Here is a 16,031-nt window from a genome sequence, read left to right on the forward strand (position 1 = left end):
ACGTCCCGCGCACCCCGCGCCCCTCGCACGACGAGGCGCCCGGCCCCTCCACGGGGCCGGGCGCCCGGCCGTTCGGGCCCGGATCAGAGATCAGAGATCAGGGGTAGCGCAGGTCGAGCTTGACGTTCGGGAACTCCGCGCCCGCCCGGTACTGGTCGATCAGGTCGCGCGTCAGGTCCAGGTAGTAGTAGCCCCAGCCGTCGGAGTTCTTCCCCTTCAGGCGGGTCACGACGGTCGGTTCGATGTCGTTGCTGGCGGCCGTGCTGAACTGGTCGGGCGCGCCGAACTCGTTCCAGGCACAGATCTGCACGAACTCCGGCTCCCAGTCGAAGACCCCGGTGAACTGCGAGACGTAGGTGGCCCCGTGCTCGCGCGAGTCGGCGTCCCAGGTGTCGTAGCTGCCGGGGCCGTGATTGCCCGCGCTCGCAGGGACGACCGCCACCTGCTCGGCGCTCTGCTGGAAGACGCGGTCGACGCCGCACCAGCCGAGGTTGGCCGGGAAGTCGTTGTTGTTGACGACCTCGAAGACGACCTCGCGGCCGAGGAGTTCGCGCACGTTCCACTGCCGTACGTGGAAGCCACCGGGCTCGCCGGGCGGAGAGGCGTGCCGGAGCACCTCGCCGGTCTTCGCGTCGCTGAGCAGGAAGGCGTTGCGGCCGTCGAGGCTCGGCAGCTTGTCGTACGCGGCCATGTCGGTGCCGATCGCGTTGAACGACAGCACCGGCTCGGTGATCCGGAACGGCGGGCTCGTGAGCCTGCCCTTGGCCTGCTGCTCGCCGTCCGTCGGCCGGATGGAGACGCAGCGCACCTCGACCTGGTTGTCGAAGGACGGGCCGGTGGGCACCTTGTCGACCCGCCAGGGGCCCTGTGCCTTCCAGCCGTCCAGGCCCGCGTCACCGAACCGGAAGTCCGCGACGACCTTCTCCGGCCCGTTGGCGAAGGGCACGCGGTCCTTCCAGCTCCACTGCCCGCCCGGGTTGAGGACGATCTCGCGGAAAGCGCCCTGCCAGCGCAGCGTGAAGTAGTCGTCGTTCCAGTCCGGCGGCATCTTCAGATTGGCGCCGGTGAAGACGTTGAGCAGCGGCTTGCCCTCGTGCTTGAGCCACAGGTCCGGGTACTTCGCGATGCGCTTCTTGACTTCCTCGATCTGCGCGAGGAAGTGCTCGGTCCCGGCCTTGCCGTCGTCCATGCCGAGCAGCAGCGTCAGCTGCGGGCGCTTCTTGAGCTTGGCGTAGACGGAGAGCAGGGCATCGGTGCCCTTGATGATCTGGGCGGCGGTGTCGTTGGTCCAGTTGCCGCCGAGGTTGTTGGACCAGTCGAGGAGCAGGTAGTCGATACCGGCCCAGGTCAGCCACTCGGCGTGCCGCTTGATGACCTTCTCGTCCAGCGAACTGTAATGACCGAGCAGCGGCTTGGCCTCGGGCGTCTGCCACTGGCCGACCCCGGGCATGAACCACGTCTGGTAGCCCATGCCGATCTTGGTGCGCTTGCGGGCGCCGGCTGCCCGGTCCCGCGTGCGCGCGGCCGTCCGCGCCGTGCGGTCACGGCCGGGGGCCCCCGGAGCGGCGGGACCGGCAGCCTGCGCGGGGGATGCCCCCGCAACGGCGGCGGCGGCAAGAGCGGCGGCACCGCCACCGGCCAGCAGCCCGCGTCGGCTCGGGCCGCCGGCCGGGGTGCGGGAGGGCGGGGACATGGGTGCGTCGTGCGTGGACAAGATGTCCTCCTGGCTAAGGCACAACAAGCACAGGCGACAACGCGTACGTGTCTGCCTCAAGGTGCTTGAAAGGATTCAACGCACTATGGCGCGGGCTGGTGCACCGGTCAAGAGGCAGGACGCCCTGATATTTGGGCTAGTGCGGCGGTGCGAGAGGGTTGTTGCTCCGGCAGTGTGCAGGGGGATCTAATATCGTTTCACTGCGTCGTCGGTGACGACCCCGGATGCGGTAGGGCGACCCGGCCGCGCCTCGGACCGTGCCCTGTGCGGTCGGTCGCTTCGGCTCGGGCATGACCTGCTGGCGGCGACTGCGGGACCGGAACGAGACCGGTGTCCGGCAGCAGTTGCGTGAAGCGCTGCCGGCCGAACCCAAAGCGGCGGCCCGTCTCGAATGGTCACGGGCTGTGGCCGACTCCAGCCACGTGCGAGCGACCGAAGGGAGGCCGCGGTGTGGAACTGGCCGGTATCCGTGGCCCGGTACCCGTCGAAATTCCAGCCGATGACATTGAGGATTGAGGAAGGGGCCATGCCCGGTTCGCGGGCTCCTGGAGCGGTCCGCCGGCAGGACCTCGACCGTGGTGTCGGCCCGGCCGGCGGCGATGAACCGGATGATGCGGCCGGCCGGGGTACGGGCGTCAGATGGTGGCGGTGTCGATCACGAAGCGGTAGCGCACGTCGCTGGCGAGCACTCGCTCGTACGCCTCGTTGATCTGGTCGGCGCGGATCAGCTCGATCTCGGCGCCGAGGGAGTGCCGCGCGCAGAAGTCGAGCATCTCCTGCGTCTCACGGATGCCGCCGATGCCGGAGCCCGCAAGGGTCTTCCGGCCTCCGATGACGGAGAACAGGTTCAGCGAGACCGGCTCCTCCGGCGCCCCCACGTTGACCATCGCGCCGTCCGTCTTGAGGAGCGCGAGGTACGTGTCCAGCGGCAGCGGCGCGGAGACCGTGGAGATGATCAGGTCGAACGAGCCCTTGAGCTGCTCGAACGTCTTCGGGTCGCTGGTCGCGAAGTAGTGGTCCGCGCCCAGCTTCAGCCCGTCGGCCTCCTTGCGCAGCGTCTGGCTGAGCACGGTCACCTCGGCGCCGAGCGCGTGCGCGATCTTGACGCCCATGTGCCCGAGACCGCCGAGGCCGACGATCGCGACCTTCTTGCCGGGACCGGCGTTCCAGTGGGCGAGCGGGGAGTACGTGGTGATTCCGGCGCAGAGCAGCGGAGCGGCCTCGTCGAGGGCGATGCCCTCTGGTATGCGCAGGGTGTAGTTCTCGTCGACCACCACGTGGGTGGAGTACCCGCCGTAGGTGGGCTCGCCGTCCTTGCCGATGGCGTTGTACGTGCCGACGTTGCCCTCGGAGCAGTACTGCTCAAGGCCGGCCTCGCAGTTCTCGCACTCGCGGCACGAGTCGACCATGCAGCCGACGCCGACCCGGTCGCCGACGGCGAACCTCGTCACGCCCGGACCTACCTCGGCGACCAGGCCTGCGATCTCGTGGCCGGGAACCATCGGGAAGATGCCCTCGCCCCAGCCGTTACGGGCCTGGTGGATGTCCGAGTGGCAGATCCCTGCGTACTTGATGTCGATCAGGACGTCGTGCTCGCCGACCGGGCGGCGCGGCACGGTCGTGCGCTCCAGCGGGGCCTTGGGGGTGGGGGCGGCGTATGCGGCGACGGTGGTGACAGTCATCCGGGAATGATCTCCTCAAAGGTGGGGTGGTCCTTCAACTGTGCCTCATGCCCCGACAAACACCCAGGTCCCCGCTGTGCCTACGTCTGCTGTGCGTACTACTGGCAGGGTCACGGTGGGCACCACGCCGTACCCGGATACTGGAAGACATGGACCAGCGCGCCGAACTCAGCGAATTCCTCCGTATCCGGCGGGCCCGGCTCAAGCCCGAGGACGTGGGTCTGCCCAACGTGGGACGGACCCGGCGGGTACCGGGGCTGCGGCGCGAGGAGCTGGCCCAGCTCGCCGGCGTGTCCGTGGCCTACTACACACGTCTGGAACAGGGGAACAGCGGGAACGTCTCCGGTGAGGTGCTGGACGCGATCGCCCGTGCGCTGCGGCTGTCGGACACCGAGCACGCTCACCTCACGCATCTGGCGAGCCCGAAGACGAAGAAGAAGCGCGCCGCCGCCCGCCCGCAGCGGCTGCGGGCGGAGCTCCAGTACCTGATCGATGCCATGGACAGCGTGCCCGCGTACGTGGTGGGGCGGCGGATGGAGATCCTGGCGTCGAACCGGATGGCGCGGGCGTTGCTCGGTGACGAGACGACGCTCCCGCCCGAGGAGCGGAACATGGCCCGGATCGTGTTCCTCGACCCGAACTCGCGAGATCTGTACGTGGACTGGGAGTGCAAGGCCGTCGAGTTGGTGAGCGCGCTGCGGCTGTGCGCGGGCTGCTGGCCCGACGATCCGCTGCTCTCGGCTCTGGTGGGAGAGCTCTCGGTGAAGAGCGAGGAGTTCAGGACCCTGTGGGCCGCGCACACGGTCCGGGAGAAGGGGCACGGCACGAAGCGGCTGCACCATCCACTGGTGGGCGACCTCACCCTGTCCTACGAGACGCTGAAGCTGCCGGCCGACCAGGACATGTCGCTGGTCACCTTCCATGCCGCGCCCGGCTCGGCCTCCGAGGAGTCGATGCGGCTGCTCGGCAGCTGGGGCCTCGACACCGGCACCCGGCCGGCGAACCGCTGACCGGGCCCCGTGGCCCCTCCCTCTGCGCCGCCGCCCGTTGCCGCGCAGTGGGAGTTCTCCAGCCGACCCTCGGTACGGATGGACGTGTCGGCCAGGCGTGCTCAGCCCTTCATGCCGGAGAAGGCGATGCCCTGGATGAACTGGCGCTGCATCGCGACGAACACGACGATCACCGGGAGAGTCGCCAGGAGGGAGCCGGCCATCAGTACCGGGTACTCGGTCAGGTGGGCGCCCTGGAGCGAGGCCAGGCCGGCCGACAACGGCATCTTGGCCGGGTCGGTGTTCACGATCAGCGGCCACATCAGGTCGTTCCAGGACCACAGGAACGTGAGGATGCCCAGCGCCAGCAGCCCGGGGCGGGCCAGCGGCAGGGCGACGCGCCAGAAGACGGTGAACGGATTGGCACCGTCCAGGCGTGCCGCCTCCTCCAGCTCCTCCGGCAGCCCCATGAAGAACTGGCGCAGCAGGAAGGTGCCGAAGGCGGAGAACATGCCGGGCACCACGAGAGCCTGCATGGAGTCCAGCCAGCCCAGGTTCTGCATGATCTGGTACTGCGGGAGCAGGAAGAGCTGTCCGGGCACCATCAGCACGGCGAGGAAGGCCAGGAAGATCGCCCCGCGCCCGGGGAAGCGGATCCGGGCGAAGGCGTAGGCCGCCATCGAGCAGAGCAGTAGCTGGGCCGCGGTGCGCAGCAGCGCCATCACGACGGTGTTGATGAACTGCCGGCCGAAGGGGACCCCGTCGAAGACCTTCTTGTAGTTCGACCAGTCCCAGTGCGCGGGCAGGATCGTCGGCGGCACCTGCACGGACTCACCGAAGCTCTTGAAGGAGGTGAGCAGCTCCCACACCAGGGGGAACACGGTGATGACCGCGCCGAGGGTGAGCAGGACGTGGGCGGGCCACATCCTGCCTTCGCGGCTCGCCCGCCGCGTCGGCTTACGCGCAGCGTCACGCACAGGCGCCTCACGCATAGTGGACCCACCTCTTCTGCAACCGGAACTGGACGGCGGTCAGCGCCATGATCAGGACGAACAGCACGCAGACGATGGCCGCGCCGTAGCCGCGCTGGTTGTCGAAGAACGCCTTCTGGAAGAAGAGCATCACGACGGTCTGGCCCTCGCCGTAGGCGGGGTTCTGGAGCGAGTTCGTCGTATTGGCGCCGATGATCAGGTACACCAGGTCGAAGACCTGCAGGGACTGGATGATCGAGAGCACGGTGGTGAAGAACAGGGTGGGGCTCAGCAGCGGCAGGGTGACCGAGAAGAACTGCCGCACCCGTCCCGCGCCGTCGAGTGCCGCCGCCTCGTAGTAGTCGCCGGGGATGCTCTGGAGGCCGGCGAGCAGCAGGATCATGTTGTAGCCGACGGTCATCCACACGCCGACGACCGCTACCGCGAAGCGGATGGTGTGCGGGTCGGACACCCAGTAGGTGCCGTCGATGCCGATCGAGGACAGTGCGTGGTTGAGGATGCCGGCGTCGCCGTTGTAGAGCCAGCGCCAGACCACCGCGACGGCGGCGGGCATCGTGACCACCGGCAGGAAGTAGAGCGTGCGGTACACGCCGGTGCCGCGCAGGCCCTTGATGTTGAGCAGCACGGCGAGCGCCATCGACAGCGGGATGCCGAGCAGCACCAGCCCGGTGTAGATGCCCGTGTTGCCCAGCGAGTGCCAGAACTCCGGGTCGCCCACCAGCGTGCGGTAGTTGGACAGGCCGATCCAGGTGGTCCCGCCGAAGGCGCCCCACTCGGTGAAGCTGTAGTAGAGCGTCTGCACCACCGGCCACAGGTAGAAGACCGCGAGGCCGAGGCCGGCCGGGGCGATCAGGGCGTAGCCCCACCACTTGTCCCGGTTCCTGAAGCGGCGCTCGCGCCGGCGCAGCTCCCGCTGGTCCAGGACCTCCGGCCCGGAGCGCTGCGCCGGTACGGCGGACCGCGTACGCACATCGAGGCTCATCAGGACCGGCCCTTCCTCTCCTGGGCGAGCAGCTGGTTCATCGCATCGGTCAGGGAGCCGGTGGCGCCCTTGAGGGTCGCGTCGCCGCTCCACGCCTTGGCGAGCCACATCTGTTCCTTGTGCTGCCAGGCGGCACTGTTGGCGGAGCCGGGGAAGGGCACCGCGTAGTCGAGCGCGTCCAGGTGCACCTGGAGGTCGAAGCGCGGCATTCCGGCCGCCCACGGCTTCGCGGTGCCGTTGCGGGCCGGGATGGCGGTGCCGTACTTGCCCTGGAGCAGTGAGGCCCGCTCCCCGCCGAGGAACCGCACGAACTCCCGGGCCAGCTCGGGCTGCGGGGTCCGGGCGTAGACGACGTTGGCCAGGCCGTGCAGGACGGTGGCACGGCGGCGGCCCTTGGGCATCGGCGCGACGTCCACCTTGGCCCGCAGCTCGGGGTCGGCGTAGAACGTCGCCGCGTTGTAGGACGCCTCGTAGGTCATGGCCAGCGTTCCCGACTGGAACATCTGGGTGGGGTCCGTGTCGGTCATCTGCTGCAGGGACGGGGCGGCGCGGTAGCGGTGGATCAGGTCGATCCACAGCTGCAGCCCCTCCCGCGTGCGGTCGTCGGAGTAGCCGGAGCGCTCCTTGTCCTGGGATATGACCCAGCCGCCGGCCTGGGGTATCGAGTTGTAGTAGTTCTCCTGTGCGCGGACCGGGGCCCCGACGCCGTAGATCCCGCGCTTGCGGTCGGTGAGCCGCTGGGCGGTGGCGATCAGGTCCTGCCAGGTCCAGGAGGCGTCCGGGTAGTCGGCCTTGGCCCGGTCGAAGATCTCCTTGTTGAACCACAACGCGACCGTGTCGAAGTCCTTGGGGGCGCCGTACTGGGTGCCCTTCCAGCGGTAGAGGGAAACCAGGTCGGCCGGAAAGTCGGCGGGGCGCAGCACGGCGTCGGACCCCTCGGTCTCCAGCGGGAGAAGCTGCCCGGCATCGGCGTAGAGGCCGAAGTTGGGCCCGTTCATCCAGAAGACGTCCGGTGCGGCGCCGCCGGTGCACGCCGTGCGCAGTTTGGTCCAGTACGTCCCGTTGGGGGTGAGCTGCACATCGACGGTGACCCCCGGCCGCGTGCGCTCGAACTCCCGCGCCGCCCGGTTCATGGCCGGCACCTGGTAGACGTCCCAGACGCCGTAGGTGAGATGGCCGCGCCGGGAGCCGCTGCCCGAGGAGGGCGAGGGTGACGAGGAGGAACTGCAGCCGGACGCGAGCGGGGCCGCCGCGAGCGTCGTGGCGGCAGCCGCCGTGAGGAGGGAACGTCTGCGCACGCGGAGCCTTCCTGGGGTGGGGGGCCGCAGCCTCACCGCGCGGGAGAAGCCATGGGAACCGACACGGTCCGTTCCGTGGGGGCCGCTGCCCTAAAACCGGAACGCCCAGACGCTATTTGCTCAAAGTTGTTGGGTCAAGGGTGTTTTGAATCATCTTTGCGCACTCCTCGATCCTCTATGAGCACCTTTCGCGGCATCGGAGCCGCGGCAAGGGCATCCGTGGAGGGTGGCGGGAAATGATGATCTCCGTTCATAGTTGTAGATACGGAGCCGTCCCCGGCAGTATCAGCAAGGTTGAATGCTCAGGTGGTGAACTGGGCACGGATGTACGACTGCTACGGGGACGTCGACCGCGTCCCCGAGCTCTTGGTGCGGCTTGAGCGCGAGGATGATGCAGAGGCATGGGATGAGCTGGGGCACCGGCTGATCCTCGAAAACGACATGGTGTTCCCCGCCAGTTTCGCCGCCCTGCCGCGTCTGGTGTGTCTGGCGTCGCGGAGTGCGTCGGCGCGTGAGCTGGCTGGGGCGATCGTCCGGCGCGCCGCAGGGGGCCACGGCTGCGATGACCTGCTGGCGGGCTGTGTCGAAGCGCTCACGGAGTTCCGCGAGCTGCTGGATCTGCAGCTGCGGTCACGCCCGGACGACTACCTCGCTGTCTTCCGGGACCTGCTCGCGGTCGAGAGCCTCTACCACTGGAGTGCGGTCCTTGGGGACTTCTCGGATGACTTCTACCAGGTCGCCTGCCCCCACTGCGCTGCAGAGGTGACGATCGCCATCGGCGGCTACGGACACTATTCAGCGATCCGGGACTGGAACCTGGGCGACGTGGACCGACGGGACCTGAGGCCGGTGTCCCCCGAGACCCTATGCGGCCCCGGCCGTTGGATGTACGAGACCGCCGTCCGGGACGGGGAGGCGGCGCTCGCCGACGGATTGACCCATCTCCTCGGACATGCGGAATGCCCACGCTGTGCCAGCGTCTTCAACATCGCCGACGAGTACGCGTCTTCCCACCGTCCTCCCATGTGAGCGGCGTGCCGGAAGCGACCGGTTCCGCGGAGTGCGAGGCGGAGTGCGCGGTCGTTGTCCGGGCCGCGACCCGTGGCACGGGCCCGGAGATGCGGCTCGTGGCAGCGGCAGCCAGCAACGGAGAGGTCATCGCCCTCGATGTGCAAGGGCGCCACGTGGAGGCTGAGGCGCTGGTCCGTAAGGCCCTGGCACGCGCGTCCACGGCACCGGACCCCGCTACGTCCGTCTCAGATCGGCCTGCACCAGATCGTGGTCCGAGTACGGGGTGAGATGCACGTCCTGCGTGAGCGGGGCGAAGCCGCGCAGGAAGATGTAGTCGAACTTGCTGCGCCAATCGGTGGTCGGCTCGCACGCACCGGTCGCCGAGGGACCGCACGCACGGTCCGCGTCCGAGGCCAGGCCCCACATCCCGGTGAGTTCGGCGGCATCCGGCACCGCGTTGAAGTCACCGAGAACGATGGTGCGGTCATGGCGGGCGACCGCCTTCGCCAGTACGGCGGTCTGCTTCGCGCGGAATGACTCCTGCCTCCGCTCGGCCAGGTGCGTGTTGAAGACCCGGACGGGCCGGCCGTCCACGAGGGTGGTGACGGCCAGGTACCCGCGGTCCTCGGAACCCCCCTCGGGGTACTCCACGTTGACCTTGTCGGTCATCGGGGCGGCCGAGAGGATCGCCTGGCCGAAGCCCCCCGGGCTCCACGGCACTCCGCCGCAGCGGCTCCAACTCCGCAGAACCGATCCGTACTCGACGTGGTAGACCAGCCCGTACATGTACTGCAGATGGTCCCGGATCCTCTCGACATCACCCACGCACGCCTCTTGCAGGCCGATGACCTGAGGCGCGTACGTGGCGATCTCCGCCGCCCGGCCGATGTTCTGGCCGCTGCCCCTGCAGGGATTGCAGATGTTCCACGTCATGACACGGCCCGGCACGACCGCCTCGGGGGCGTCGGCCGGCAGCGGATTGGCGATGTGGGCACTGTTCGGTGCACTGGGGCCGACGAGGAGCACGCAGGCCGCGATCAGCGCACCCGCGAGCCGGCGCGCGCCGGTTCCGGTCACCCTTGCCTCCTTGACGCAGAGACCCACGTCATCATGTGAGGTCTTCCCGCCCGAGGTTATGCGACGGGCCATATGCGGCACATGAGGTGACTGGATCTCATGGCGGCATCACATCGGACGGTGCCGGACGCCGGCACCGTCCGTCCAGCCTCGCCACGATTGGTCACGAGACTTGACGGGACCAGTCCGCCGGCCGTCACCGCGTGACGTATCGCTGTGTCAACAGGTAGCGACAGCCAGGCTGACCACGTAGTTCTCCTCGACCATCTCATTGGGGAAGACCTCGGCCAGGACGTCACGCTCCTTGGCCATGAAGGTGGTCGTCGCTTCCTTGCCGAGAACGAGGAAGTCGGAGTAGCTGGCGAGGTTGGCGAGATGCATGTCGAGAGGAACGCTCCGTTTCCATGGCAGATGCCGGTGAACGAAGCCGAGCTCGGCCGGTAGTCCGCGGAACCGGGCCGTGGGGTCGTGAGGGCTGTCGTCGGCACCGAAGAGCCGGCGCAAGCGCGCGTCCTGGCCGGCGATCCACGGAACGGTGCTGTCCGAGTCGTTCCACCAGAGAGCGAGTGCACCACCGGTGCGCAGAACCCGGAGAGCTTCCGGAACGGATCGGCGCTGGTCGGTCCAGTGCCAGGCTTGGGCATAGGTGAGGACGTCGATGGAGGCGGAGGCCAGCGGCAGGTTGTCGCCGTCCCCGATCACGAGGGGGACGTCGGGCAGGCCGAGACGGAACTGCGAGGCCATCCCCGGTCCGGGCTCGACAGCGATGACGTTCGCGCCGCGGTCCCGGAGAAGCATCGTCGCCAGTCCGGTGCCGGCCCCGATGTCGGCGACGCGGGCACCCTGCAAGGGGAAGCCGGCGAGTTCCTCGACCGCGTTGAGCAATTCGGACGGGTACGAAGGACGGTTCGCAGCGTAGTCGGCGGCAGCCGCGTCGAACGAGCGAGCCTGCGAAGTGATGGGCATATGAACATTGTTGACGGTTGCAGGTACTGGCGCCGTACTTTCGTGCCGTTCTCCGAACGCGTTTCGGGAGGGCAGCCCCCGGTAGCGGATGATCGCCGGCATGCGGCTCAGCCGACTCGCCAAGCTGCCGATCGTCCTGATCCGGGTGGTGGGGCCGGGAGGGAGCCTCGCCGGTGGCTCCCTCCCGGCGTACCGGGCAGGATGGTCAGCGGGTGACCATGAGCTTGCGGACTCCGTAGTTGGTGCCGGTGAAGTCCATGGGAACCTCCTCCAGCGGGGTGGCGAGGCGGAGGTTCGGGAAGCGCTGGAAGAGCTTGGGCAGGACGGTCCTGAGTTCGGCGCGGGCGACGTTCTGGCCGAGGCAGGCGTGGACGCCGTAGCCGAAGCCCATGTGGCGGGCCATCTTGCGGTCGATGTCGAGGGTGTCGGGGTCCTGGAAGGCGCGCGGGTCGCGGTTGGCGGCGTTCATCGCGACGACGACGAGGTCACCCTTTTTGACCTGGGCGCCTGCGAGTTCGAGGTCCTCCTTGGCGACACGGCCCAGGCCGAACTGGACGATGGTGAGGTAGCGCATCAGCTCCTCGACCGTGGTGCCGGTCTTCTCTGGGTGGGCCAGCATCTGTTCGCGCTGCTCGTGGTGGGTGAGCAGGGTGAGGGTGGACAGGCCCATCATGGCGGCCGTGGTGTCGTGTCCGGCGAACAGCAGCAGCACGCCGAGCCCGATGAGCTGCTTCTCGGTCAGGGCCGCGTCCTCGCCGTCGGTCTTGTTGATGAGCTCGGCGAGGATGCCGTCGGTGGCGCCGGTACGGCGCTTGTCGGCGACGAGCCGGGTGATGTAGTCGATGAGCCAGTGGGCGCCCTTGTCGCGTTCCTCGCGGCTCTTGGCCATGTCCATGAGGTCGACGGTGGCCTCGTGGAAGCCGTCACGGTCCTCGTAGGGGACGCCGAGCAGCTCGCAGATCACCAGGCAGGGGATGGGCAGGGCCATGGCCTGGACGAAGTCGAACGTCTCGGGGCCCGCGGCGATGGCGTCCAGGTGCTCGTCGATGATCCTGTCGAGGTAGGGCTGGAGCTTGTTCTGGACGGCTTTGGGGGTGAAGCGGGCGGTGAGCAGGCGGCGGTAGGCACCGTGCTCGGGCTCATCCATCATCACGAAGCCGGCGTCGAAAGGAGCGTCCTCGCCCGCCTCGGAGACCTCGCCCTCCGGGGTGTCGTGGCGCGGGCGCCTGGCGCTGAGCCGCGGGTCGGTGAAGACCTGGCTGCCTTCCTCGAAGCGGGTGACGAGCCAGCCGGTCGAGCCGTTGGGAAAGCGGACCTTGACGATGGGCTGGTTCTCACGCAGCCCGGTGTACTCGGCAGGCGGGTCGAGAGGGGCCGCGGCTTCGCGGGTGACGGGCTGGTCGACGAGGGGCTCGGTCATTTCTGCTCCTGTGCGGTGGGGGGCTGCGCGGCGGCGTGCGCGTCGATCGCGGCGGTGACGCCGGTGTGGGTGGCGGTGGCCTTGCACCAGCCGGTGTAGACGGCCAGGTGCAGGACGGTCTCGCGCAGCTGGTCGGCGGTCAGTTCGCCGTTGGTCAGGGCGCCGTTGGCGATGATCTGGACGAGTTCCGGCCGGCCGACGGTGGCGGCGACGCCGAGGGTCAGCAGTCGGCGGTCGCGGACGGACAGGCCCTCGCGGCCCCAGACCTGTGCGAAGAGGTAGTCGACGGTCTCGGTGGTGAAGGGGTCGCCGCCGCCTTGGACCGCGGTGCTGAAGCCGGGGCCGTACGCCTGGTCCATCATGTGCAGGCCGTAGGCGTGGACATCGTCCTTGGGGGGCGCCGGGGCCGGGGCCGGTTCGGCGTCCAGTTGGAGAGTGCGGCGGGCCTGAGTACGTACCGCCTCGACGAGGGGGGTCTGGACACCGAGGGCGGCGGCGAGGTCCCGGGCGGCATCGAGGTCCTTGGTCATCAGGGGTTCGACCTGCCGCCCGACGGCCTCGGGCAGGACGCCGTCGGTGTCCTGCATGCGCAGCAGTTGCAGCAGGGTGCGCCCCTCGGGGTCGGCCGCCTCGATGACCTCGGCGAGGCGGGCAGGGTCCACCCCGGCGGCGCGGGCCAGTGCGGAGGCTTCGGCGACCGTGCGCCAACTGCCGTAGGTGACAACGTTGCGGGCGATCTTGGTGGCCATGCCCGCGCCGGGCGGGCCGCAGTGCACCACCTTCTTCGCCCAGTCGGCGAGGACGGGCCCTGCCGCGTCCACGGTGCGCTGTTCTCCGCCGAGGATGGCGACCATGCCGTTCTCGGCGGCCTTGTCGCCCGGGGTCACCCCGCAGTCGAGGAAGCCCACGCCCTGTTCGGCGCAGAGCGCGGCCAGTTCGTGGACGACGGGCAGGGCGACGGTGGCGAGCAGGACGATCGTCAGTCCCGGCCGGGCCGCCCGCAGCAGGCCGTCCTCACCGCCGATGACCTCGCGTGCCTGATCGGCGTTGACCACCGCGACCATCACGACGTCGGACACCCTGGCCACCTCGGCGGGCGACCCGAGTGGTTCGGGCACACCGGCCAGGTCCGCGGCGGCGTCGTCGCGGACGTCGTGGACCGCGGGGACGCGTCCGCTGCGGGCCAGGCTGACGGCCACACCGCCGCCGATCATTCCCAGGCCGATCACGCCGGCCCGGAGGGTGTCGCTCATGCTGCACTCCCGGTGAGAAGAGGGGCCGCCGCGGCGACCTGGGCCCGGTAGCCGCGCAGGGCTCGGGCCATGTTGATGCCGACCGCCGCGCAGGTCCGGCCGTTCCTGCCGTAGAGCGCGACCAACTTGCGCCCGGCCGTGCTGCCTTCGACGACGCGGACCTCGTCGGCGCCCCGGGTCCGGCCGTAGATCTGGATCTTCAGGTCGTACTGGTCGGACCACACGTAGGGCACCGGGTCGAAAGGCGTGGCACGCTCCGGGCCGGCCAGGATGTTGCGGGCGACGGCCAGGCCCTGCTCGGCGGCGTTCGTGCGGTGCTCGATACGCCAGGGCTCACCGGTGCGGGCGTTGAGCCAGCAGGCGACATCGCCCGCCGCCCACACTCCGGAGCCGGCATACAGGGTGGCGTCGCACTCCACCCCGTTACCGACCGGAACGCCGCTGCCGGTGAGCCACTCGGTGTTGGGCCGGGCCCCGATGCCGACCAGGACGGCGTCCGCGGCGAGGGTGCGGCCGTCGGCGAGGCGCACCCCGCTCGCCCGCCCGCCGTCGGTGAGGACCTCATCGACGAGGACCCCGCTGTCGATCCGTACGCCGTGCTCATGGTGGACGGTGCGCAGCAGGGCGCCCAGTTCGTCGCCGAGGGCGTCGCCCATGGGCTGGGCGGTGTCGGTGACGAGGGTGACCTCGCAGCCCAGGCCGCAGGCCACGGCGGCAGCCTCGGCGCCGACGAAGCCACCGCCGACCACGACCAGGCGCGGCCTGGTGGCGAGGCCCTCGCGCAGCGCGACCGCGTCCTCCAGGGTGCGCAGTACGTGCACGCCGCGCACCGATTCGGTGCCCGGCAGCCGACGTGCCCGGGTGCCGGTGGCCACCACCAGGGCGTCGTAGCCGACAAGGCTTCCGTCGGCCACGGTGATCTCCCTCGTCCGGGTGTCCAGGGCGACGGCCGGTGAGCCCAGTCGCAGCTCCAGGCCGAGGGCCGCGATGTCGTCCTTGCCGCGCAGGCGGAGCCGGTCGGTGTCCCACGTGCCGGACAGCAGCTGCTTCGACAGCGGCGGCCGGTCGTAGGGGAGATGCGCCTCCTCGCCGATCAGCGTGAGCGACCCGGTGTAGCCCTCGCGCCGCAGTCCTTCAACGACGCTCAGTCCGGCGGCGGAAGCGCCGACCACGGCGATCCGCGACGGAGCGGCGGGCGCGGCACTCACACCCGTACCTGGATCACGGCGGCCGGGCAGGCCGCCGCGGCCTGGACCACGTTCTCGGTCTGCCCGGCCGGCGGGTTGTCGTCGAGGAGGACCACGACGCCGTCCTCGTCACGCTGGTCGAAGACCTCCGGCGCCGCCAGCACGCACTGTCCGGCACCGCAGCACTTGTCGAAGTCGATGGAGATGTCCATGGGGGGATTCACTTCCGTCCAGCCCGCGGTAACGGGCGACGCGGGTCAGGCACCATATGGTTGCCCTAAGCACCTAACTTAGTTCAGCGGCGACTGTACTCCTGCGGATGCGGGGCAGCAACCAGCCCTATGGGCAGGGTTGTTGAAGGAGTGAAGGATGTGTGCCCGTGGGGTGCCCGGATGTGCCGACCGGAGTCGGTTCCCCTCACCGCCGGGTGGCTGTCGCGACTACTGCGGGCCGTTCGGCTCCGGACGGCTCCTGATTTCCCTGATCCGGCGCGACGCCTCGGTCTCGGATTCGCTTCCGGCGAGGAAAGGGGCGCCCTGGGCGCCGGCGACGAGCGAGTCGACCAGCCCGTCGGCGAGTTGCAGGACCAGCCCTTCCGAGGACTCGTCACGGTGGAGGCTGTGGTGCAGCGACACCATGCCGTGCAGACCGGCCCACAGCGTCTGCGCGGCCTGTTCCACCGGCAGGGACAGTCCGGCCCCGTCCACCGCGCACGCGTGCAGACCGGCGCGGAGGCCGGCCGAGATGCGGCGGGCGGGGTGGCCCCCGATCCTGCTCGGGTCCGCCGCCGGCTGGTGCACCTCGAACATGAGCCGGTAGTGGCCCGGACTGCTCATGGCGAACCGGCAGTACGCGTGGGCCTGCGCCCGGACCCGGCTCCGCGGATCCGCGTCGTCGTCGGCGCGGGCGGCGGCGGCCATCTGGGCGGCCAGTTCGCCGTATCGGTCCTCCAGCGCCGCCCACACCAGCTCCGTCTTGTCGCTGAAGTGCAGGTAGATGCTCGGTGCGGAGATGCCCACCTCTTTGGCGACCGCGCGCATGGTCAGCCGGTCGGAGCTGCCCCATTCGCCGAGCAGCCGCTGGACCGCGGCCACGATCTCCCGGCGCCGCCGCGAGCCCTGCCCGTCCCGCTGACCGCCATCGGCCGGCTGTGTCTCCATGGAGTGCACTTCCCTTCCGGCTACAGGTTAAAGGGCCGCCCAGCGGGCCCCGCCCTCAGGACGCGGCACGGCGGGTCGTCCACCGAGGCCGACGGCGGCGCACCATGTCCTGATCGTCGGCGAGAAGTACGCGAATCATCACGACCGGCCATTCTTCCAGCCGGGGACCACGACACCATCCGCTCCGCCCGCAGATCCGGTCGCGCTCCGGCAGCGTGCCGCGCCCCGTCCACCTGGCCGGTGTCCTGACAAGGCCGGACAGTAGAGTTCGGGTGCGTCAGCCCCCGAACACCGAGGTAT

General features: G+C 69.6%; 14 protein-coding genes and 1 pseudogene. 3 read left to right on the forward strand and 12 right to left on the reverse strand.

Going from position 1 to position 16,031, the window contains the following annotated elements; all coding sequences use genetic code 11:
• Nucleotides 1-97 precede the first annotated feature (97 nt).
• Nucleotides 98-1,714 (reverse strand): hypothetical protein, encoded by a 1,617-nt coding sequence (locus OG892_RS30910; RefSeq protein ID WP_371630785.1) that lies wholly within the window; start codon nucleotides 1,712-1,714, stop codon nucleotides 98-100.
• A 278-nt stretch (nucleotides 1,715-1,992) separates the two neighbouring features.
• Between OG892_RS30910 and OG892_RS30915 the strand changes: the two are divergent.
• Nucleotides 1,993-2,157, forward strand: a pseudogene (locus OG892_RS30915) (IS5/IS1182 family transposase); the annotation flags it as partial.
• Nucleotides 2,158-2,349: 192 nt separating this feature from the next.
• Here OG892_RS30915 and OG892_RS30920 read toward each other — a convergent pair.
• Entirely contained in the window at nucleotides 2,350-3,396 is a 1,047-nt protein-coding gene (locus OG892_RS30920; protein ID WP_371630786.1) for an NAD(P)-dependent alcohol dehydrogenase, read from the reverse strand.
• Nucleotides 3,397-3,545: 149 nt separating this feature from the next.
• Here OG892_RS30920 and OG892_RS30925 point away from each other — a divergent pair, with 149 nt between their 5' ends.
• Nucleotides 3,546-4,406: a helix-turn-helix transcriptional regulator gene (locus OG892_RS30925; RefSeq protein WP_371630787.1), complete on the forward strand. Its 861-nt coding sequence runs from the start codon at nucleotides 3,546-3,548 to the stop codon at nucleotides 4,404-4,406.
• Between the two features lie 101 nt (nucleotides 4,407-4,507).
• Here OG892_RS30925 and OG892_RS30930 read toward each other — a convergent pair whose 3' ends face one another.
• From OG892_RS30930 to OG892_RS30940, 3 genes are read right to left on the reverse strand one after another with little or no spacing between them, the layout of a single operon-like run.
• Nucleotides 4,508-5,377, reverse strand: a complete 870-nt coding sequence (locus OG892_RS30930) for a carbohydrate ABC transporter permease (RefSeq protein ID WP_371630788.1) — start codon at nucleotides 5,375-5,377, stop codon at nucleotides 4,508-4,510.
• A complete protein-coding gene (locus OG892_RS30935) occupies nucleotides 5,370-6,359 on the reverse strand; it encodes a sugar ABC transporter permease (protein ID WP_363222965.1) in 990 nt (329 codons plus the stop codon). The genes OG892_RS30930 and OG892_RS30935 overlap by 8 nt, the downstream gene beginning before the upstream one ends.
• A complete protein-coding gene (locus OG892_RS30940; protein WP_073737628.1) occupies nucleotides 6,359-7,657 on the reverse strand; it encodes a sugar ABC transporter substrate-binding protein in 1,299 nt (432 codons plus the stop codon). Before OG892_RS30940 ends, OG892_RS30935 begins: the two co-directional genes overlap by 1 nt.
• Nucleotides 7,658-7,963: 306 nt before the next feature.
• Between OG892_RS30940 and OG892_RS30945 the strand changes: the two genes are divergently transcribed.
• Entirely contained in the window at nucleotides 7,964-8,686 is a 723-nt protein-coding gene (locus OG892_RS30945; protein WP_371630789.1) for a hypothetical protein, read from the forward strand.
• 216 nt (nucleotides 8,687-8,902) lie between these two features.
• Here the strand turns inward: OG892_RS30945 and OG892_RS30950 are convergent, their stop codons facing one another.
• From OG892_RS30950 to OG892_RS30980, 7 genes are all read right to left on the reverse strand, one after another.
• Nucleotides 8,903-9,745 carry an endonuclease/exonuclease/phosphatase family protein gene (locus OG892_RS30950; protein WP_371630790.1) on the reverse strand — a complete coding sequence of 281 codons (843 nt, stop codon included), beginning with the start codon at nucleotides 9,743-9,745 and terminating at the stop codon, nucleotides 8,903-8,905.
• A gap of 219 nt (nucleotides 9,746-9,964) precedes the next feature.
• Nucleotides 9,965-10,711: a class I SAM-dependent methyltransferase gene (locus OG892_RS30955; protein WP_371630791.1), complete on the reverse strand. Its 747-nt coding sequence runs from the start codon at nucleotides 10,709-10,711 to the stop codon at nucleotides 9,965-9,967.
• A 205-nt stretch (nucleotides 10,712-10,916) separates the two neighbouring features.
• Nucleotides 10,917-12,131, reverse strand: a complete 1,215-nt coding sequence (locus tag OG892_RS30960; protein ID WP_371630792.1) for a cytochrome P450 — start codon at nucleotides 12,129-12,131, stop codon at nucleotides 10,917-10,919.
• Nucleotides 12,128-13,384, reverse strand: a complete 1,257-nt coding sequence (locus OG892_RS30965) for an NAD(P)-binding domain-containing protein (RefSeq protein ID WP_371630793.1) — start codon at nucleotides 13,382-13,384, stop codon at nucleotides 12,128-12,130. Before OG892_RS30965 ends, OG892_RS30960 begins: the two co-directional genes overlap by 4 nt.
• The gene (locus tag OG892_RS30970; protein WP_371630794.1) at nucleotides 13,381-14,592 is read right to left on the reverse strand and encodes an NAD(P)/FAD-dependent oxidoreductase; all 1,212 of its coding nucleotides are present in this window, start codon (nucleotides 14,590-14,592) and stop codon (nucleotides 13,381-13,383) included. The genes OG892_RS30965 and OG892_RS30970 overlap by 4 nt, the downstream gene beginning before the upstream one ends.
• Nucleotides 14,589-14,783 carry a ferredoxin gene (locus OG892_RS30975; RefSeq protein ID WP_073737616.1) on the reverse strand — a complete coding sequence of 65 codons (195 nt, stop codon included), beginning with the start codon at nucleotides 14,781-14,783 and terminating at the stop codon, nucleotides 14,589-14,591. Before OG892_RS30975 ends, OG892_RS30970 begins: the two co-directional genes overlap by 4 nt.
• A 228-nt stretch (nucleotides 14,784-15,011) precedes the next feature.
• A complete protein-coding gene (locus tag OG892_RS30980; RefSeq protein WP_073737615.1) occupies nucleotides 15,012-15,731 on the reverse strand; it encodes a TetR/AcrR family transcriptional regulator in 720 nt (239 codons plus the stop codon).
• Nucleotides 15,732-16,031: the final 300 nt, after the last annotated feature.

It is taken from the genome of Streptomyces sp. NBC_00341, assembly GCF_041435055.1.
In the GTDB taxonomy this organism is placed as follows: domain Bacteria; phylum Actinomycetota; class Actinomycetes; order Streptomycetales; family Streptomycetaceae; genus Streptomyces.

What these genes read in the sequence shown, in the direction of transcription:
- OG892_RS30930 (WP_371630788.1), bottom strand. Translation starts at nt 5,377, where the DNA reads ATGCGTGAGGCGCCTGTGCGTGACGCTGCGCGTAAGCCGACGCGGCGG.
- OG892_RS30980 (WP_073737615.1), bottom strand. Translation starts at nt 15,731, where the DNA reads ATGGAGACACAGCCGGCCGATGGCGGTCAGCGGGACGGGCAGGGCTCG.
- OG892_RS30965 (WP_371630793.1), bottom strand. Translation starts at nt 13,384, where the DNA reads ATGAGCGACACCCTCCGGGCCGGCGTGATCGGCCTGGGAATGATCGGC.
- OG892_RS30920 (WP_371630786.1), bottom strand. Translation starts at nt 3,396, where the DNA reads ATGACTGTCACCACCGTCGCCGCATACGCCGCCCCCACCCCCAAGGCC.
- OG892_RS30955 (WP_371630791.1), bottom strand. Translation starts at nt 10,711, where the DNA reads ATGCCCATCACTTCGCAGGCTCGCTCGTTCGACGCGGCTGCCGCCGAC.
- OG892_RS30960 (WP_371630792.1), bottom strand. Translation starts at nt 12,131, where the DNA reads ATGACCGAGCCCCTCGTCGACCAGCCCGTCACCCGCGAAGCCGCGGCC.
- OG892_RS30925 (WP_371630787.1), top strand. Translation starts at nt 3,546, where the DNA reads ATGGACCAGCGCGCCGAACTCAGCGAATTCCTCCGTATCCGGCGGGCC.
- OG892_RS30975 (WP_073737616.1), bottom strand. Translation starts at nt 14,783, where the DNA reads ATGGACATCTCCATCGACTTCGACAAGTGCTGCGGTGCCGGACAGTGC.
- OG892_RS30935 (WP_363222965.1), bottom strand. Translation starts at nt 6,359, where the DNA reads ATGAGCCTCGATGTGCGTACGCGGTCCGCCGTACCGGCGCAGCGCTCC.